The organism is Gardnerella sp. DNF00354 (assembly GCF_049262755.1).
GTDB lineage: Bacteria > Actinomycetota > Actinomycetes > Actinomycetales > Bifidobacteriaceae > Bifidobacterium > Bifidobacterium vaginale.
This window is the reverse complement of sequence record NZ_CP058402.1, coordinates 1540071-1556335: the sequence shown is the minus strand read 5'-3', so window position 1 is coordinate 1556335 and position 16265 is coordinate 1540071. Positions and strand designations below refer to the sequence as shown.

Here is a 16265-nt window from a genome sequence, read left to right as displayed (position 1 = left end):
CAGAATAAAGGATTAGTAATGACTAATATTCAGCGTTCTCGCCGTCAGGTGCGTCTTTCTCGCGCCCTCGGCATCGCTTTGACCCCAAAGGCTCAGCGTATTTTCGAGAAGCGTCCATATGCTCCAGGTGAGCACGGCCGCACTCGTCGTCGTACCGAGTCCGATTACGCAGTACGTCTTCGCGAGAAGCAGCGTCTTCGCGCTCAGTACGGTCTTTCCGAGAAGCAGCTTCGTGCAGCTTACGAAAAGGGTACGCACACTGCAGGTCAGACTGGTGACGCAATGCTCACCGATTTGGAAACCCGTCTTGACGCTTTGGTTTTGCGCGCAGGTTTTGCTCGCACAACCGCTCAGGCTCGCCAGTTTGTTGTGCATCGTCACATCTTGGTAGATGGCAATCTTGTTGATCGCCCATCCTACCGTGTTAAGCCAGGCCAGACCATTCAGGTTCGCGCTAAGAGCCAGACAATGGTGCCATTCCAGATGGCTGCTGAAGGCGTTCATCGTGACGTTTTGCCAGCAGTTCCTGGTTACCTCGATGTGAATCTTGCCTCTTTGAAGGCTACTTTGACTCGTAAGCCGGAAGTCGATCAGATTCCAGTTGAAGTCAACATCCAGTACGTCGTCGAGTACTACGCTCGCTAAATTCTGGATTTCATTCTTAAGGACATACCGCTTGGCCCCTGCTGTGCATTGCATAGTGGGGGTCAATGCGTTGTGGCGGAGATTTTTGCTGTAATTTTGCCCGTGTTTGTTTACGTATTGGGTCAAAGTAAACAAAAGCGGGAACACTTGCCCGTGTTTGTTTACGTATTGGGTCAAATGGTAAACAAAAGCAGGAAGTTATAGCGTGTTTGCATCAAAAGCAGTCTGAATTATGCTAAAAGATAGTGATATGTTGTGATGTATTAACTTTTGTTTGGGATTAGTCGCCAGCAACCGCACATTTTATAACAAAACAGTTTAATAAAAAAACAAAATAACATATAATTATTCACAATAATATTCGTTATATTACAAAATATAACATTCTGCGAGTGTTGAATCAGAAAATATATAATAGATAACTAAGCGTCTATTAAGCGTTGTAAGTAAGAAGATACAAGAATAAGAAGTTATACGAAAATAAAAGAAGATAAAGAAGAATAAAGAGACGATGGAGTCAAAGATGTCTCAAATTAGCAATGAAGAAGATGCGCAAGCGGTGCAAGAAGCACAGCAATATACGAATGCGCACAACGCACAGTATGCAGAAGATGCAGAAGATGTAAGAGACGCAAAAGACGTGATAAACAATAACATTTTTGAAGGGGATGATTTTGTGGAAAAGCCTAAAAAAGTTGCAGGACTTCACAATATTCCAACAACAGCTGGTTTCGCTGGTCCTGGCGGTGGATTTGAAGGTGGCGCTGCAGCAGGATTTGAGATTGACGAAGACGGCACTACGCATAAGAAAGCAGATGAACGCCAAGTTGAAAAAAGCTTGGAAGACACAGATGCTTTTGATGCAATAGACATTAATGTAATTCGCGCTAGGAACAAGGCTGGCGGCGCAAACGACTCGGTTATTAACAAGATAACCAGCACGGGTGTTGGAGATTCTTCGCTGAGTAGTCTTGTAGCTCAAGCAGAAGAAGAGGCGGCTGAAAACGTGCAGTCTGCGCAATCTACTACACATTCGGAATCATACCAAGGATTACAGTCGCCAATGCGCTCTTCGCTAGGCGATAATGCCTTCTACCAAACGCAACAAATTCCGACTGTTCAAACTCCTATTCGAGATTTCGGTGGAGAGTATCCGTATAAGTTGTATCGCCCAGGAACTTACGCGCGTGAGCATATTCGTATTACGGCAACAAAGCTTTCCGACGGTCGCGACTTTTTCTACATCGACGACAATCCAGAATATGTTAGCGGACACAAAACAAGGGAGCTGATTGACCCTAGAAAGTTGGCGTATCGCTTTACTTCTCATTTTGATAGCGAAGGTAATGAGGTTCCTAGCGAAGTTCCACAGATGCGTCAGGATCCGCTTACAGGAGATTGGATTCCTATGTCTAGGCTGTGGGCAAAACGACCAGCCCCCATTCTTAGAGAGAGTTCAAATAGTGATAGCTTAAATAGCGATAGTGAGCAACAATCAAGAATCGACCCATTCGCTGGTAGAAAGGCAGAATCTGAGTATCAAGATGGCGAGATTCCAGACGAAGACTACGACGTTGTTGTTTTTGAAAACCGCTATCCAGCTATGGCTCAGGTTGCAGGAGTTCCGAATACAACAACCTACGTTGACGGCAATCCGTTGTGGAAGCAGGCTCCTGCAGCTGGTCGTTGTGAGGTGATTTGCTTTAGTTCCAACGAAAACATGCTTCCAGCTAATCTTTCTGTTTTGCGTATGCGAACGATTGTTGAAGCTTGGGCATTTAGAACCGCGGAAATTAGCCAAATTGATGGCATTAAGCAGATTTATCCTTTTGAAAATCACGGCAGCCAAATTGGTGTGACTTTGAATCATCCTCACGGTCAGATTTATGCTTATCCGTTTATTGCTCCTAGGTTGGAGCAGGAGTTGCGTCACACAGAGGCTTATTTTGAGCGTACTGGCAGTAATCTTCTTAAGGATTTAATGAATTCGGAGATTGAGGCTAAAAAGCGTGTGATTATGCATAATCATAGTTGGGTTGCGTATGTTCCAGCAGCAGCGCGTTGGCCTCTAGAAGTGCATGTTGCTCCTGTTCGTGATGTTCTTACTTTGGATCAGCTTGACGACCAAGAGCGTTGGGATTTGGCACAAATTTATATAACACTTCTTAGACGTGCTAATAAATTCTTTGGTTTTAATGGCGACTCTGGTGCTAAATCGTTTGCAGGTTCGGCTGCTTTCAACTTATCTTCGGGTATGAGTGCTGCAAATTCTAGCGAATTTGTTGACTTGCCTTATGTTGCAGCATGGCATCAGGCTCCTGTACATGATTCTCGTCGTGCGCATTATCGTCTTAATTTACAATTCTTCTCGTTTATGCGAGATGCTAACAAAATCAAGTATTTGGCTGGATCGGAAGCCGGGATGGCATCTTGGATTTCTGATACAACGCCAGAGCTAATTGCAAGTAGGTTCCAAGAATTAGGCGATGTTGATTTGGATTAGTCTGACCTGTATTAGTCTGATTAAACAATAACAAAGTCAATTTGTGTGAAGCATTGTTTAAAGCACTATATGAAGCATTGCATAAAACATTGTGTAAAACAATTTATTAAAAGTGAGATGATTAAGTTATGTTGCTGCATCTTTATTTAGTTCGTCATGGTCAAACCATGTTTAATTGCTACAATCGTCTTCAAGGCTGGTCAAATTCTCCTCTTACCGATAAAGGACTTGCAGACGCAGATCGTGCAGCAGAAAAATTAGCTAATGTCATTTTTGCTGCAGCATATTGCTCAGATACAACTCGTGCGCAAATCACTGCTGAGCGTATTTTAAGCGAAAACGAAAAACACACTCATGCTCGACCACAACTCATAAGCGATATGCATTTTCGTGAGCAATGCTACGGATATTTTGAAGGACAAGACATGAATATGGCTTGGTGGGCGGCAGGTGCACCTCATGGTGCTAAAACATATAACGAAATCGTTGAAAAGTTTGGGCTTTCGGCTACTCGCGACATGCTTAAAGAGGCGGACCCGTTCCATGATGCTGAGTCGGATATTGAGTATTGGAAGCGTATTGAGGGCGGTTTTAAAATAATCGCCAGTAATCCAGTGTTAAAAGATGGAGATAGTGTTTTGCAAATATCTCACGGGAACACGCTTTTAAGTCTTATGCATCGTTTTGCGCCTGCTGGTTACGATTTGAGCGAGCGTCCGCAAAATGGTAGTGTGACTCGTTTGGATTTTGACACTTCTAAGCCGCTTGATCAGGCTATAACCATTAAGGGCTACAACGAGTAGAGCGTACTGTAAATCCACTTTTATATATTGATATATTAGGGTTGATATATTGAGAAGGATATGTGTTAGTGGTTTACTCGAAGAGTCTTGACTCTTCGTTAATCTTTTAAATACATTGCGTGGGTTGGTCGCGCGTAAAAACAGCAGGAAAGAGGTTACGATGAGCGTTGGAGACATAGCTGCTCTGATTGCCGCGATTTCGTTTGCGGTTCTTTCTGGTTTTATGATTTATCCTCTGATTAGGTTGGGTAAGATGTTTAATCAGATTGCTCAAACCGTTAAGGAATCAGGTGAACATGCTTTGCCTGCTATTGATGAGTCTGTTACTACAGTAAAGCAAGTAAACAAAACCTTAGAAGATGTTAATGCTGTTACTGATGCTGCTCGCACCACTGCGACTAATGTTGGTGCTCTTACAGATTTGTATGGTGCTTTTCTTGGAAAACCTATTATTAAGATTGCTGCAGCTGGATATGCTCTTAAGGACACTATTAACGCATTCTTCAATAAGCCTACAGTTCCAACGGATTTTTCAGAATCTTCTGCACGCCACGCAGCTAATTCTGGTGAGTCGAGTGAGTCCAAGGGGGAGTGATGTTTAAGCGTTTATTCTGGCTTTGCATAGGAATAGTAATAGGCGTGATGTCTGTTACTAAGGCTCGCGCTTATATTAAAGGAAAATTCCCAGAAAGTGTTGGAGATTTTTTCTTTGATAAAGATCCGAAGAATCTTACTTTAACCACGATTTTGTCTTTATTTAAGGATTTTAATTCCAGCAGAAAAACTCACGAGTCGCAGCTTAATTCTAAGTATGCTAATAAGTATGCTAAATAAAATAAGCTTGCTAATAAGTCTTGAAAGTTTTTTATAACTAAAGTTTTTATAGGTAAAGTTTTATAATCAAAAATTGGTCTTGCAGATTAATCATTCTGCGACTCGCGCCTTAAAGCATGATGGTATGATATTCTTTTGTGCCGCCCTGTTGCATGGCGTTTTAATATAACACAAGGAGTTCGTACCTATGCGCACAGCAGAAATTGCAAAGCGTTATCTTGACTACTTTGGTAATCATGGTCATATGGTCGTGCCTTCAGCATCGCTGATTTCACCAAATCCAACGACGCTTTTCACGATTGCAGGCATGGTTCCATTCATACCTTATCTTTTGGGAGAGCAAACGCCTCCTTCTCGCAGAATGACGTCTAACCAGAAGTGCGTTCGTACTCTTGATATTGACGAAGTCGGCAAGACTACTCGTCACGGCACATTCTTCCAGATGGTTGGTAACTTCTCGTTTGGTGATTATTTTAAGGAAGAAGCTATTCACTACGCTTGGGAGCTTTTAACAACTCCGCAAGATAAGGGCGGATACGGATTTGACCCGGAAAAGCTTTGGGTAACTACTTTTACAGACGACGATGAAGCTCGCGCAATTTGGAAGAACGAAGGCTTCGACCCAGAGCACATGCAAGTTTTCGGCATGGAAGATAACTTCTGGACTACTGGTGGTCCTGGTCCTGGCGGCCCATGCTCCGAAATCTACGTTGATCGCGGTCCTAAATACGGTAAGGATGGCGGTCCTGCTGCTGACGAATCTCGTTTTATTGAGATTTGGGATTTGGTTTTCGAAAACTTCCAGGTAGATAACGTCAAGTCCAAGACTGATTTGCATATTGTTGGTGAGCTTGACCAGAAGAATATCGATACCGGCGCTGGTTTGGAGCGTTTGGCTTACCTTATGCAAGGTAAGGAAAATATTTACGAAACCGATGAAGTTTACCCAGTTATTGAAGCTGCAGAAAAGCTTAGCGGTGTAAAGTACGGCGATAATAATGATGCTGATGTGCGTTTCCGCGTTGTAGCAGATCACGTGCGTTCTGCTTTGATGATTATGAGCGATGGCGTGCGTCCAAGTAATGTTGGCCGCGGATACGTGCTTCGTCGTCTTCTTCGCAGAACTGTTCGCGCAATGCGCATGCTCGGCGTTCAGGACCCAGTTCTTCCAACCTTGTTCCCAGTTTCTAAGGCTGCAATGGAACCAAGCTACCCAGAGCTTAATAATACTTTCCATGAAGTCAGTGAAGCTGCATATGGTGAAGAAGACGCGTTCCGCAGAACTCTTGAAAAGGGCACAACTATTCTTGACCTGGCTGTTGAAAAAGCTAAGAAAGAGCACAAGGATGACCCTATTGTTGGCGGCTCCGACGCATTTACTTTGCACGATACTTACGGCTTCCCAATCGAGTTGACTCTTGAGATGGCTGCTGAGCAGGGTGTTAAGGTTGATGAAGCTAAGTTCCGCGAACTTATGAGCGAGCAGAAAGGTCGCGCTCGCGCGGATGCTTTGAAGAAGCGTCACAATGTGGACGTTAGCGTTTATGACGATATTAAGAAGGCACTCGAAAAGCCAATCGACTTCCTCGGTTACACTGACTTCTCAAGCCGTTCAAACGTTTTGGCAATTGTTGAAGCCGGTAAGGGTGCTGTTAAAAGCGTTACTGCTCCTGCAAACGTTGAGATTATTCTTGATCGCACGCCATTCTATGCTGAGCGCGGTGGACAGATTGCTGATCAGGGTGAGATTATTTCCGATGACGGCGCGATTTTGGAAGTTGACGACGTTCAGCGACCGATTAAGGATTTGATTGTTCACAGCTGCCGACTTACTGAAGGCACTTTGAGTGTTGGAGCTCCAGTGAACACGAATATTGATCAGGTTCGCAGGGCTGCTTTGGCTCGAAGCCACACTGCTACGCATACTCTTCACAAGGCTTTGCGTGAAGAGCTTGGTCCACAGGCAACTCAGCGCGGTTCTGTAGTTGATCCAGATCGTTTGCGCTTTGACTTCCAGTGGCCAAAGGCTGTTGATAAGGATGCGCTACTCCGTGTAGAAGCTCGCGTAAACGAGCGTATTCGTGACGATTTGCAGGTTGTTCCAAAGGAAATGCCAATCGATGACGCTTTCAAGCTTGGAGCAATGCACTTGTTCGGCGAAAAGTACGGCGATATTGTGCGCGTTGTTGAGATTGGCGACGGTTGGAGCCGCGAGCTTTGCGGCGGTACTCACGCTAAGAGCACTGGCAAGATTGGTATGGTAACCATTCTTTCCGAGTCTTCCATTGGCTCTGGTGTACGCCGTATTGATGCATTGTGCGGCGAAGAGGCGTATGAATATGGTGCTCGTGAGCACGCTTTGGTGGCGCAACTTGCTGGCATGGTTAATGCACGCCCAGATGAGTTAGCTGAGCGCTTGGAGTCCTTACTCAACAAGATGAAGGATTCAGACCGCAAGCTTTCTTCGGTGTATGAGGCTCAGCTTAACGATGCTGTTCCAGAATTGGTTGAGGCGGCTAAACAAAGTTGCGCAACGGTTAAGCTTGCTGTAAAGAATGTTGGCAACTTTGGTTCCTTCGATGCCTTGCGCAAAACAACACTGGATGTTCGTTCTCGCTTAGGTGAGGATGCTCCTGTGATTGTGGCGCTGTGTGGCGTGAATGAGGAGGATCGTCCAATGGTGGCGGTGGCGACTAACGACGTCGCGCGTGGTCTAGGTGCCAAGGCTGGCGATCTTGTGCGTACTGCTTCCAAGGTGCTTGGTGGCGGTGGCGGCGGCAAGCCAGACTTCGCTCAAGGCGGCGGAACTGATGCTTCTAAGATTGACGAAGCATTGGATGCTGTTAAAGCGCAAGTTGCTCAGCTTGCTTAGCGTGCTGCTATCAGCTTAAATAAAACGATGTAATCTTTACCAAAAGCGGCACAAAGAATGGTGTGGTTAGGTATTGATTTAGGTGATGCAAGGGTCGGAACAGCTCTTTCCGACCCTGAGCTCACTTTCGCTCATCCTGCTGGGAATGTTCAATCCTATGGTGATTCGTTTAATGCGATTGAAGATGTTTTAAACATTATCGAAGATAATAGTGTTAGTCGTGTTGTAATAGGTCTTCCTTTGCAATTAGATGGAACTGAAGGAAAATCTGCTAAAAAAGCGCGTCGTTGGGGTGCTAATTTAGTCAAAAGAATGAAGTCGCTTTTTGATTATGGAGATTGGTCTCTCGATTTTATTCCAGAAGTTGTTTGGAAAGATGAGAGACTAACAACTGTTACGGCGCATAAACAACTGTTAGATGCAGATTTTTCGACAAGAAAGCATCGTCCTATGGTTGATCAGCAGTCAGCAGTGTTAATTTTGCAATCTGCGATTGACGATTATAAGAATGATTGCAAAAATAATTAAAGCAGCCAATAGCTACGACAATATTGTGAAATAATGTTATCCTGAAATAATGTCACTGTGAAATAGTAACCAGCAATCCAAGCAGGAGGAAGCGTTTAATGACTGAGAATATCGACGATTTTTTCGATCAAAACGCTAAGTGGAGTCGCGAAACTCATAATCCACCTGTGCCTCCAAAATCGCGCAAAGATTTAAAAGCACAAAAAAGACGTAAAAGTAAGAGAAAACGTATAATAGCGTTTATTCTTACGCTAATTTTTGCAATACTATTTGTTCTTGGATATGGATTATACAGGGTTGCGGTTTACATAAAAACCAACAATCAGTCTACGATTATGGACGATTGGCCAGGACCTGGAAGCGGATTTGTTGAGTTTACGATTGAGCCAGGTCAAGGATCTGTAGAAGTTGGGAACAATCTTGTTAAAGCGCAAGTTGTAAAGTCACAGTCCACTTTTTCTAATATTGTTGCTGCGAACAACAAGATTTTATACCCAGGAATTTATGCACTTAAAAAGCATATGAACTCAATTGATGTTGTAAATATTCTTTCAGATCAAAGTAAAGCAGGCGGATTCTTAGACGTTAAAGCAGGAGAACGATCAACAGACGTTATTCGTAAGGCTGCACAAATCTCTGGAATTGACATTACTCAATTTAAAGAAATTGAGAACGCAGGCGGAATGGGAGTTTTGCCTCCAGAAGCGGGCGGAAGTTTTGAAGGATGGTTGGAGCCTGGAGTTTACAACGTAAAATCCATGAAATCTGCTACTAAAATACTTGCCAAAATGGTAGATAAGCGTATTCAGAAACTTGATTCATTGGGAGTTCCTAAAGGAAAACTGCGTCAAGATATTCTCAAAATTGCGTCTATTGCAGAAGCGGAAGTAAATAATCGTGAATACTATGGTAAAGTTTCGCGCGTAATATTAAACCGTTTAGCTAAAGACATGCCTTTGGGAATGGACACTACGGTTGCTTACGGTATTGGAATTAAGGCAATCAACCTTACGCAAGCACAGTTAGATGATGCAAGTAATCCATACAACACTAGGATTCACAAAGGATTGCCGCCTACTCCTATAAGTATTCCTGGAGATAATGCTATTCTGGCTTCGCTTAATCCCGAAAAAGGATCATGGATTTATTTTGTTACCACTAACTTAAAGACTGGCGAAACTAAGTTTGCAGATAACTACGATGATTTCTTGAAGATTCGCGACGAGTATAAGCGCTCCAACGAAAACGCCAACTAGCGCGACGACCTACCTTCGCGCTTAGACCGCACGAACGATATTTCCTATTTAGCGTTGCGCGAGGTTTGAGTATTTCTCTCCTCGCAACTCCCGTCGCTACGCTCCTCTTTTATTGCTCGTATAGAAATACATCAAACCTTCTGAATGTCTAGAACTTTTACGTGATTTTCATCGCCGAGATTCTCGATTTTTCTTGCTACTTCAGCGAATCACCATTTCATGCTGAGGTTCGCTTCATCCGCTGCGAAAAATCTCGAATCTCTACCATACTTGGTGCAATCTGCATAACCACACAAGCCTTTAACCACATTGAGTGAAATTTGTTGCAATGCAATTTTCGCTTATTTAGCATAATCAAATGAGTCAGTTTATTGTTACTTGTTTATTTGCAATGCCAACGCTTATATGCATGATTGCAGTGTGCGTAACGGATTTAATCAGCCGCGTTGTTCCTAGACTTTGGGTTGTACTAGCTGCTTTTGCGCAATCTGCCGCAAACCTTATTTTTTCGCTGATTACTTTTCATAATGTTAATTTTCTTTTACGTGGCTGGCTTTTTGCAGTATCAGTTTTTGCATTCTACGTTTTGGTGCAAAAACTTTGCGTGCGCGGATCACTTGGATTTGGCGATGTTACATGCGCTTCTATGATCGCTCAAGCTTTGGCGCTATTTGGATTTGATTGCATAATCTACTGGTTTGCATCAGTTGGAATATTTGGATTAATTTGGATTTTAGTATGGAAAATCTGCTCTAGAGTCCGCTTGCGACTTTTCCGCGTTAAGTCTAAAAATGCTCAAAATAAAATCCCGTTCGTACCCGTCTTAGCTGCATCTTTCATAATCGCTATTATGCTTTGAGCTTTTGCTGCAATTCTATAGTGATAAGTGAGGTGGAGATTCGAGATTTTTCGCAGCGGATGAAGCGAACCTCAGCATGAAATGGTGATTCGCTGAAGCAGCAAGAAAAATCGAGAATCTCGGTGATTAAGCGATACGCAATTGTTCAGACTCGTAAGAGGGCTGGGTGATTCTTGGTCGAACAATATAAGAGCGGCAGCCGATACCAAATAATCCAATGAGCCACAACTACAAACAAACTTCAACCCAAAAACAAAATCAAAGACAAAACGGAACAACCGCAACAACAAGCAACACGTAAAAGGCGGAGCGTTGTGAGACAAGAAACACCCAGCCCTCACGCAACATCAAATAAAGATAGTGGTTTCTAGAAAAGTTCGACAGATTGTGCGATTGAGTCAGTGGATTGTGAGCAATACTTAGTGGTTAGTAGAATAAAGAATTTAGAATCGAGTACAGATTTAAAATAGTGTGCATTACAAAGTGCAAGACTTGTAGAAATAGAATATAACGCACAACGCGATTGGAGAAGGCATGCTTAGATGGCAAACGGCAGGGGAGTCGCATGGTGAAGCGCTGGTGGCAATGATTGAAGGCGTGCCAGCAGGAGTCGAGATTACTAGCGCGGACATTGTTTCTGCTCTTGCGCGCAGGCGGCTTGGTTACGGTCGCGGCGCGCGAATGAAGTTTGAGCAAGATAAAGTACGTTTGCTTACGGGCGTTCGCCACGGTGTTACTCTTGGATCGCCAATTGCTATAGAAATCGCAAATAGCGAGTGGCCAAAGTGGGTGGAAGTGATGAGCGCGGATCCTTTGGATCATGAGCTTGAGCGAACTGGTAGAAATGCTATTTTAAGCCGTCCTCGCCCTGGGCATGCTGATTTAACTGGCATGCGAAAGTATGGTTTTAATGATGCTCGCGAGGTTTTGGAGCGTTCGAGCGCTAGGGAAACGGCTTCTCGTGTGGCTTTAGGTGCTGTGGCTGATGCGTTTTTGCAGCAGGCGTTGGGCGTGCGAACAGTTGCGCATGTTATTGGAATCGGCGGAGAATATGCTGACAAAAGTTTACCACTGCCAACACCAGACGATGTTGATGCGTTGGATGCGTCGCCAGTTCGCACTCTCGATAAAGATGCAGAAGCGCGAATGGTTGCTCGCATTGATGAAGCAAAAGCCAATGCGGATACGCTTGGAGGCGTAGTGGAGGTGCTTGCTTACGGCATGCCTGCTGGAGTTGGAACGTATGTAGAGTCGGATCGCCGTTTGGATGCGGCTTTAGCAGGCGCGCTTATGGGAATCCAAGCTATTAAAGGCGTGGAAATTGGAGACGGTTTTGAAGAAGCAAATCGCCCTGGCTCTGCCGCTCACGACGAAATCGTAACAGGCGAAGATGGCAAAATCACGCGTCTTAGTAATCGTGCTGGTGGTATTGAAGGTGGAATGTCGAATGGTGAGACGATTCGTGTGCGCGCTGCAATGAAGCCGATTCCGTCCATTCCGCGCGCATTACGCACTGTAGATGTGCTTACTGGCGAGCCAGCTCAAGCGATTAATCAGCGCTCCGATTTTACAGCAGTTCCAGCCGCTTCCGTAGTCGCAGAGGCAATGGTTCGGTTAACGCTTGCAAAGTATGTGTTGGAAAAGTTTGGTGGAGATTCGCTAGAAGAAACCGCTAGAAATGCTAGAAATTACGTTCAATCTTGGAAAGAGTATATGAGATGAGCGAAGAAGATTCCTTGCATGATTCTTTACATGATTCGCTTCGAGATTCTTTGAAAGACATTTCGCAAGATGTATCGCAAAGTCAAATCCCGTTAGCCGTCATAATTGGTATGCCGGCAGCTGGAAAAACGCGTGTTGGCAAGGAATTGGCGCATATTTTGAACGTTCCTTTTATAGACACGGACGATTTGATTGAGCAAAAAATCAATATGCCGATTAGCCAATATTTTAAGGATTTTGGCGAGAAGTCTTTTAGAGATATTGAAGCTCAAATTGTTAAAGATGCTATTTTTGCATGTTCTGAGCAATCCGCCCCAATAGTCGCCCTAGGTGGCGGTGCTCCAATGCGTAAGGAGACGCAAGAGGTCTTAAGAAAATATACAAAGCTAGGCGGTCGTGTTGTGTATTTGCAAGTAAATGCAAGTGATGCAATTGAGCGCGTAAGCTGGAATTCTAATCGTCCTATGTTAAGCGGCGAAGATGGCGCAAAACGATGGATGGATTTGTTTGATAAGCGTGATCCTGTATTTTGCAAAGTGGCGAATTTGCATGCTCGTGTTTACAATTTGACGCCAAAACCTGCCGCAAGAAAGTTGAAGAATATGATTATGCAACGAATAGTGCATGTAACTGGTAAAGGTATTGAAGATTATGATGTTCATATTGGCGCAGGTGCCATGAGCCTTTTGCCACAACTACTTGGAAAAGAGCCTGTTCGAGTAGCTTTGATCCACACTCAGCCTGTGCAAAGACATAGCGATAAAGCAAGAACCATTTTGCGCGCTGCCGGCTACGATGTTTTCGACATTCTTATTCCAGATGCTGAGGCTGGTAAAACTGTTAAGGTTGCGGATTCTATTTGGGATCGTCTTGGAAACGCTGGTTTTACGCGTTCTGACGCGATTGTTGGTTTGGGTGGTGGAGCAGCCACGGATTTGGCTGGATTTGTTGCTTCTACTTGGATGCGTGGAATCCGTTATGTTAATTGCCCAACTTCGCTTCTTGCTATGGTCGATGCTTCGACTGGCGGTAAAACTGGTGTAAATACTGCGTTTGGCAAGAATTTGGTTGGTAGTTTTTACACTCCTGCTGGTGTTTTGGCAGATACTTGTGCGTTCTCTACTCTTCCTAACGATATTTTTGTTGAAGGACTTGGAGAGGTTGTAAAATCAGGGTTTATTGGCGATTCTAGTATCTTAAAAATTTTGGAAAATCCTCAAAATGCTAGCAAGTTGCGCTCTGTTGATGGTCCTTCTATTTTAAATGATGCAGATTTAAATAATATGGTTTGCGATTTGATAGAAAAAAGCGTGCGCGTTAAGGCATACCATGTTTCTAACGACTTAAAAGAGAAGGGTTTGCGCGAGTTTTTGAACTACGGTCACACTCTTGGGCATGCGATTGAACAAATTGAGCATTTTTCTTGGCGCCACGGAAACGCGGTTGCTGTTGGAATGGTTTTTGCTGCGGAGCTTGCGCAACTTTTGGGTTATTTAAGTACAGAGGATGTTGAGTACCATCGTTCGCTTTTGAAATCTCTTGGATTGCCAATATCTTGGAATGGTGGCGGCAGTGGTGACGATGCTTTTAATAAGGTTCTTAACTTAATGCATAAAGATAAAAAAGCTAGAGGAAATACTTTGAGATTTGTTGTTTTAGACGGGATTGGAAACCCGATTCACTTAGATAATCCGCCGCTGGAGGCGATTCGAGATGCGTTTAATAAGATTAGAGGTTAGAAAATGGTAGATTCAAAAAATGTGATAAGCATGCGTAAAGTTTTAGTAGTAAATGGCCCAAATTTGGGGCGATTAGGCGTTCGTCAGCCAGACGTTTATGGCAGTCAAGATTTTGAAACGTTGTGCGCGCTTTGCAAGAAGTGGGCGCAAGAGCTTAATCTACAGGTAGAAGTACGCCAAAGCGACGACGAGGCGCAAATGGTTCATTGGATGCACGAAGCTGCCGATACGCATACGCCAGTAGTTATGAATCCTGCTGCTTTTACGCACTACAGTTATGCGCTCGCGGATGCTGCACACATGGTTTTGGATGCAGGCGTGCCGTTAATGGAAGTGCATATTTCTAATCCTTCTGCCCGCGATTCTTTCCGAAGAATAAGCGTGATTAGCCCTGTTGCAACTGGCACTATTACAGGCATGGGATTGTATGGTTATAAGCTTGCGCTTGAGTCTGTTGCTTATTTAATCTAACTTTTTAAGCAAATTTCCAGCGTCGAGGCTCGAAGATACTATGGAGTTCCATGGTTAGAAGAAAACATGGTAACTCTCAGGAGCATATTACAAAGCATATTTTTGTCACTGGTGGCGTTGTTTCGTCCCTCGGAAAAGGTCTTACTGCATCTTCATTAGGCAGACTTTTGCGTAGTCGTGGTCTTCACGTATTACAACAAAAACTCGATCCTTATATCAATGTTGACCCGGGTACAATGAACCCATTCCAACATGGCGAGGTTTATGTTACGGAAGATGGAGCGGAAACAGATCTCGATATTGGTCACTACGAGCGATTCCTCGATGTTTTCTTAAGTCAAAAAGCGAATGTTACAACTGGTCAGATTTATCAGTCTGTGCTTCGTAAGGAGCGCGCTGGCGAATATTTGGGTCAGTGCGTGCAGGTTATTCCGCATATTACTGGCGAAATTAAGTCGCGTATGCGCGCGCAGGCTAGCGACGACGTAGACGTGATTATTACGGAAATCGGCGGAACGGTTGGCGATATTGAGTCTCAGCCATTCTTGGAGGCTGCTCGCGAAGTTCGTCGCGATTTAGGTCCTGAAAACTGCATGTTTGTGCACGTTTCTTTGGTACCTTATATTGCTGCAGCTCACGAATTAAAGACTAAACCAACTCAGCATTCTGTGATGATGCTTCGTCAGCTTGGTATTTCTCCAGACGCGCTTGTTTTGCGTTCTGATCGTCCGCTTAATCAAGGCATTAAAGATAAGATTTCGCTTATGTGCGATGTTGATGCTGAAGGCGTTGTGAACTGCGTTGACGCTCCAAGCATTTATGATGTGCCGAAGATTTTGTTCAACGAGGGCTTGGATGCTTACGTTGTTCGTGAGCTTGAGCTTCCATTCCACGATGTTGATTGGAACGAGTGGGAAGATTTGCTTGAGCGCGTGCATCATCCAAAGCATGAGCTAAACATTGCAATCGTTGGAAAGTATATTGATTTGCCAGATGCATACCTTTCCGTTACCGAGGCTATTAAGGCTGGCGGTTTTGCAAACTGGGCTAAAGTTAACGTGCGCTGGGTTGCTGCTGACAAGTGCGAAACTCAAGAAGGTGCGGCTGCGGCTCTTGACCAAATGGACGGAATGGTTATTCCAGGCGGCTTCGGCATTCGCGGTATTGAAGGTAAGATCGGCGCTTTGCGCTACGCTCGCGAGCATGGTTTGCCAACGCTTGGTCTTTGCCTTGGCTTGCAATCTATGGTTATTGAGTACGCTCGTCACGTTCTTGGACTTGAGGATGCTAATTCCACTGAGTTCGAGAAGGATTGTGGCGATCCAGTAATCGCGACTATGGAAGAGCAGAAGGATATTGTGGATGGTAAGGGAGATATGGGTCACACAATGCGACTTGGCTCTTACCCTGCAACGCTTGAAGAAGGCTCGATTGTTGCTGAGCTTTACGGTACTACGCATGTTACTGAGCGTCATCGTCACCGTTATGAAGTGAATGTGGCGTATAAGGATCGTTTGCGCGAAGCTGGCTTGCGTATTAGTGGTCAAAGCCCAGATGGTAATTTGACTGAGTTTGTGGAGCTTCCAAAGGAAGTTCACCCATTCTACGTGGCAACTCAGGCTCATCCAGAGTTTAAGTCTCGTCCAACTAAGCCTCATCCACTGTTTGCTGGATTGGTTGCGGCTGCTCTTGAACATCAGGCTAGCGAGTCTAAGTAGTATTTACCAATAGGTGAAAATATAATAAAAATATTTTAAAAATAATTTCAATATTTATTTGATTTTATTTATTAAGTGGTGTAAACTCGTGCATTTGGGTGCGAATTTACACCACTTTTATTTTGTTTAATATTTGAATGTCTTGTTGAATATTTTGCATCGTTTAACATGATTGTTACATATTTCTAGTGCAAATTTACATTTTTGTAATATCGTCGTAGATTTAAAAGGCTTGGCAAAATACCATATAAAATACGATTTAATCCCATAATTTTATATAGCAATAGTTATTTTTATGATTAATATACAAAATAA

General features: G+C 43.9%; 13 protein-coding genes. All 13 read left to right on the top strand.

The window, feature by feature from the left end:
• Nucleotides 1–18 precede the first annotated feature (18 nt).
• The 13 genes from rpsD to HXT24_RS06120 all read left to right on the top strand — a co-directional run bounded on the left by rpsD (nucleotide 19) and on the right by HXT24_RS06120 (nucleotide 15950).
• The gene (gene rpsD / locus HXT24_RS06180) at nucleotides 19–645 is read left to right on the top strand and encodes a 30S ribosomal protein S4 (protein WP_004113375.1); all 627 of its coding nucleotides are present in this window, start codon (nucleotides 19–21) and stop codon (nucleotides 643–645) included.
• Nucleotides 646–1753: 1108 nt separating this feature from the next.
• Nucleotides 1754–3148, top strand: coding sequence for a galactose-1-phosphate uridylyltransferase (gene galT, locus HXT24_RS06175; protein ID WP_415685378.1), 1395 nt, complete (start codon nucleotides 1754–1756; stop codon nucleotides 3146–3148).
• Nucleotides 3149–3276: 128 nt separating this feature from the next.
• A complete protein-coding gene (locus HXT24_RS06170) occupies nucleotides 3277–3951 on the top strand; it encodes a histidine phosphatase family protein (RefSeq protein ID WP_019261422.1) in 675 nt (224 codons plus the stop codon).
• A 160-nt stretch (nucleotides 3952–4111) separates the two neighbouring features.
• Complete coding sequence (locus HXT24_RS06165; RefSeq protein WP_004113368.1) at nucleotides 4112–4546, top strand: DUF948 domain-containing protein; 435 nt, start codon at nucleotides 4112–4114, stop codon at nucleotides 4544–4546.
• The gene (locus tag HXT24_RS06160; RefSeq protein ID WP_004121066.1) at nucleotides 4546–4785 is read left to right on the top strand and encodes a hypothetical protein; all 240 of its coding nucleotides are present in this window, start codon (nucleotides 4546–4548) and stop codon (nucleotides 4783–4785) included. Before HXT24_RS06165 ends, HXT24_RS06160 begins: the two co-directional genes overlap by 1 nt.
• A 187-nt stretch (nucleotides 4786–4972) precedes the next feature.
• Entirely contained in the window at nucleotides 4973–7657 is a 2685-nt protein-coding gene (gene alaS / locus HXT24_RS06155) for an alanine--tRNA ligase (RefSeq protein WP_016827267.1), read from the top strand.
• Between the two features lie 57 nt (nucleotides 7658–7714).
• Nucleotides 7715–8185 carry a Holliday junction resolvase RuvX gene (gene ruvX, locus HXT24_RS06150; RefSeq protein WP_004123649.1) on the top strand — a complete coding sequence of 157 codons (471 nt, stop codon included), beginning with the start codon at nucleotides 7715–7717 and terminating at the stop codon, nucleotides 8183–8185.
• 98 nt (nucleotides 8186–8283) lie between these two features.
• Nucleotides 8284–9441, top strand: coding sequence for an endolytic transglycosylase MltG (gene mltG, locus HXT24_RS06145; RefSeq protein ID WP_016827268.1), 1158 nt, complete (start codon nucleotides 8284–8286; stop codon nucleotides 9439–9441).
• 409 nt (nucleotides 9442–9850) lie between these two features.
• Complete coding sequence (locus tag HXT24_RS06140; protein WP_032812287.1) at nucleotides 9851–10300, top strand: hypothetical protein; 450 nt, start codon at nucleotides 9851–9853, stop codon at nucleotides 10298–10300.
• Between the two features lie 534 nt (nucleotides 10301–10834).
• Complete coding sequence (aroC, locus tag HXT24_RS06135; protein ID WP_422119362.1) at nucleotides 10835–12022, top strand: chorismate synthase; 1188 nt, start codon at nucleotides 10835–10837, stop codon at nucleotides 12020–12022.
• Entirely contained in the window at nucleotides 12019–13761 is a 1743-nt protein-coding gene (locus HXT24_RS06130; RefSeq protein ID WP_016812627.1) for a bifunctional shikimate kinase/3-dehydroquinate synthase, read from the top strand. Before aroC ends, HXT24_RS06130 begins: the two co-directional genes overlap by 4 nt.
• A gap of 30 nt (nucleotides 13762–13791) precedes the next feature.
• The gene (aroQ, locus tag HXT24_RS06125; RefSeq protein ID WP_032812293.1) at nucleotides 13792–14232 is read left to right on the top strand and encodes a type II 3-dehydroquinate dehydratase; all 441 of its coding nucleotides are present in this window, start codon (nucleotides 13792–13794) and stop codon (nucleotides 14230–14232) included.
• A gap of 50 nt (nucleotides 14233–14282) precedes the next feature.
• A complete protein-coding gene (locus tag HXT24_RS06120; protein ID WP_004121045.1) occupies nucleotides 14283–15950 on the top strand; it encodes a CTP synthase in 1668 nt (555 codons plus the stop codon).
• Nucleotides 15951–16265: the final 315 nt, after the last annotated feature.